Source organism: Cupriavidus sp. R6-3, assembly GCF_059772245.1.
In genome coordinates this window covers 1-3,092 of sequence record NZ_JCBAJO010000371.1, presented here as the reverse complement: position 1 = coordinate 3,092, position 3,092 = coordinate 1, and the positions used below count along the sequence as shown (strand labels likewise).

The 3,092-nt window shown below is 71.5% G+C and carries 2 protein-coding genes and 2 pseudogenes; 2 read left to right on the top strand and 2 right to left on the bottom strand.

All coding sequences use genetic code 11. The annotated features are described in order from the left end of the window. Positions 1-439: pseudogene (locus tag AC6EI8_RS25645) on the top strand (hypothetical protein); the annotation flags it as partial. Positions 440-448: 9 nt separating this feature from the next. Continuing rightward, the gene (locus tag AC6EI8_RS25640; protein WP_498383282.1) at positions 449-1,237 is read left to right on the top strand and encodes a class I SAM-dependent methyltransferase; all 789 of its coding nucleotides are present in this window, start codon (positions 449-451) and stop codon (positions 1,235-1,237) included. Positions 1,238-1,318: 81 nt separating this feature from the next. On the opposite strand, the gene AC6EI8_RS25635 is transcribed toward AC6EI8_RS25640, so the two are convergent. Then, positions 1,319-2,368: a glycosyltransferase family 2 protein gene (locus tag AC6EI8_RS25635; RefSeq protein WP_498383281.1), complete on the bottom strand. Its 1,050-nt coding sequence runs from the start codon at positions 2,366-2,368 to the stop codon at positions 1,319-1,321. Positions 2,369-2,588: 220 nt separating this feature from the next. After that, positions 2,589-3,092: pseudogene (locus tag AC6EI8_RS25630) on the bottom strand (DUF2029 domain-containing protein); the annotation flags it as partial.

Sequence of the window (3,092 nt, the reverse complement as noted above, 5' to 3'; positions counted from 1 at the left end):
GACGCGCGATTTCGACGCGGTGCTGGCCGCGGCCGCGCCTGGCCAGCGCGCGCTGATGCTGATATTCGACGCCGGCAGCACGGCCGCCGCGCATCCCGGCGCCTATCAGCACTTCCCGCTGTGGTACCAGGCCCGGCGGCAGGGGCTGGTCGATTTCAACTTCGCCTGGTTCCTGCCGCAGATCGTCCGCTATCGCGGCGGCCATGCGCCGGCCCTTGGCCCCGCCGAGATGCTCGACAACGCCTTCCCGGCCAGCTTCGACTGGCAGTGCCATCGCGCCGGCCGCTATCGCTATCTGTTCGTGCGGCGCGCGATGCCGCTGCCCGCGGGCTTTTTCGCCACGGCGGACTGCCGTGTCGAACCGGTGCGCTCGGCCGGGCACTGGTCGCTGTACGCCACGCGCGATTGCCCGCCGTCCGCCGAGAGGCCCCTTCCCTAGGAGACCACCATGTCGCCGCAAGCCTATCTCGAAATGGCGCAGACCGAAGCCGATCACTGGTGGTTCCGCGCGCGCCGCGACATCGTCGCCACGATGCTCGCGCAACTGGCGCTGCCGCCGGGCGCCGCCATCCTCGAGATCGGCGCCGGCACCGGCGGCAATCTCGACATGCTGGCGCGCTTCGGCACGGTCAGCGGCCTGGAAATGGACGCGATGGCGCGACGGCTGGCCGTGGCCAAGACCGCCGGCCGCTATGCGATCGCCGACGGCCGCTGTCCCGACGCGATGCCGTACCGCCCGGGCAGCTTCGATCTGGTCTGCCTGCTCGACTGCCTGGAGCACATTGCCGACGATGCCGGCGCGCTGCTGGCGATACGTTCGCTGCTGCGGCCCGGCGGCGCGGCGCTGATCACCGTGCCGGCGCATCCCTGGCTATGGAGCCGGCATGACGTCTTCCTGCACCACCAACGCCGCTATCGCCGTACCGCGCTGAGCACGCGTCTCGGTGACGCGGGGCTGCGCGTGGAAACGCTGACCTACTTCAACACCGTGCTGTTTCCCCTGGCGGTGGCGGCGCGCTGGCACGACCGCCTGCGCGACCAGTTGCGCGACCAGTTGCATGCGCGCGTGCCCGACCACGGCGTACCGGGCGAAGCCGGCGGCTCGAGCGGCACCGCGATGCCGCCCCCGTTGCTGAACGCACTGCTGTACGCGCTGTTTCGCAGCGAGCGGCTCTGGCTGCGGCATGGCACCTTGCCGTTCGGGGTATCGCTGCTGGCGGTGGCGCGCGCGGTCTAGCGGACGGCCGCCGCCGCAAGGAAAACGCCGCGGCCGTCGCCTGCCGCGGCGCAATTGGCGCTGATGCGATGGGGCCAAGCGTCAGCGCGTGCGCGCGCCGCGCTGCACCGCGGACAGCTCGATCACGCGGCGGCCGCCGAGCCCCTGCGTCGCCGGCCGCTCCTGGTAGCGCCGGCGCACCAGATAGATCGGACGGCCCTTGGTCTCGTGATAGATGCGGCCGACGTATTCGCCCACCACGCCGACGCCGATCAGCTGCAGCCCGCCGAAGAACAGCAGCGCACATAGCAGAGAGGCGTAGCCCGGCACGTCGACGCCGAGCCACAGCGTGCGGCCGACGATGAAGCTGCCATAGCAGAAGGCGGCGAAGGCGACGGCCAAGCCGATATAGGTCCAGCAGCGCAGCGGCACCGTGCTGAAGCTGGTGATGCCCTCCAGCGCGAAATTCCACAGCCGCCAGCCGGAGAACTTCGACTGCCCGGCGCTGCGCGGTTCGCGCGTGTACGGCAGCGTCACCGTATGGAAGCCCACCCAGGCGAACAGGCCTTTCATGAAGCGGCGCCGCTCCGGCAGGCTCTTCAGCGCGTTCACCACGGCGCGGTCCATCAGCCGGAAGTCGCCGACGTTCTCGGGCAGCCGCAGTTCCGACATGCGGTTGTGCAGCCGGTAGTAGGCGCCGGCGGTCACGCGCTTGAGCCACGAATCGCAGGCACGGTCGATGCGCTGCGCCAGCACCACCTCGGCGCCTTCGCGCCAGCGCGCCACCATCTCGCCGATCAGTTCGGGCGGGTCCTGCAAGTCGAAGTCGATCGGCACCACCGCATCGCCGAACGCCTCGTCGATGCCGGCGGTCAGGGCGGCCTCCTTGCCGAAGTTGCGGGTCAGGTCGATCACGCGGATGCGCGCATCGGCGCGTGCCTGCGCCAGCAGCCGCGGCAGCGTGTCGTCGGCGCTGCCGTCGTTGACGCAGACGATCTCGAAGCGGATGCCCGGGATCGCCTCGAGCACCGGGATCACACGCGAAAAGAACGGCACGATGGCGTCGCTCTCGTTGTAGCAGGGCGCCACCACCGACAGCAGCCGGGTATCGCGGTGCCACGGCGTCTGGCGGTCGGGGCGCGCGGCGCCCATGGATCCGGCCGGCGCGCCGACGGCCCCCTCGGTCGCACCCTCGCCGCCGAGGCCGCCATGGAAGACACCGTGACAGCCCCCATGAGGGCCGCCATCAGAGCGGACGTGATTGCCACCGCCGACATTGCCGCCCTTGGGGGCGCCCTCGACGGCGCCCCCGGCGGTCCTCCTCCCTGCCCCCGTGTCCTCGCGGCGGCGCTGGCTTGCGGCGCCGATCCTGTCATGTCGCGACATGTCCCGTCCCCCCGCCCTTGCTGCCCGTATCGGTGTCCGTCCGCCAGGCGCGCCGCAGCACCGCGGCCATGCCCAGCGCGAGCAGTTGCACCCCGCCCTGCCACTGCTGCGCCAGCGCATTGGCGAACATCAGCATCGGCATGCACCACAGCGCGACCAGCAGCAGACGCTCGCCCGGCATCCAGCCGCGCCGCACGCCCTCCCCCGCCAGGCCCGCCACCGCCATGCCGAGCCACGCCAGCTCGTAGTACCAGAGATAGGGTGTGGCCAGCATCGCCGCCAAGGCCAGCGCGGCGGTACGCAAGCCGGTGTCGCGATGGCGGCGCCATACGCAGGCCAGCGCGCCGGCCGTCGCCAGCGTCAGCACCGCCTGCAGCGCATAGGCCAGCGCGGGCGGGCCGCCGGCAAGCCGCACCGAGGCCACCAGCGTCGGGCTGACGTACCAGGCGCGGATGCCTTCCTGAATCAGCAGGTCGGTGACCTGCGCGGT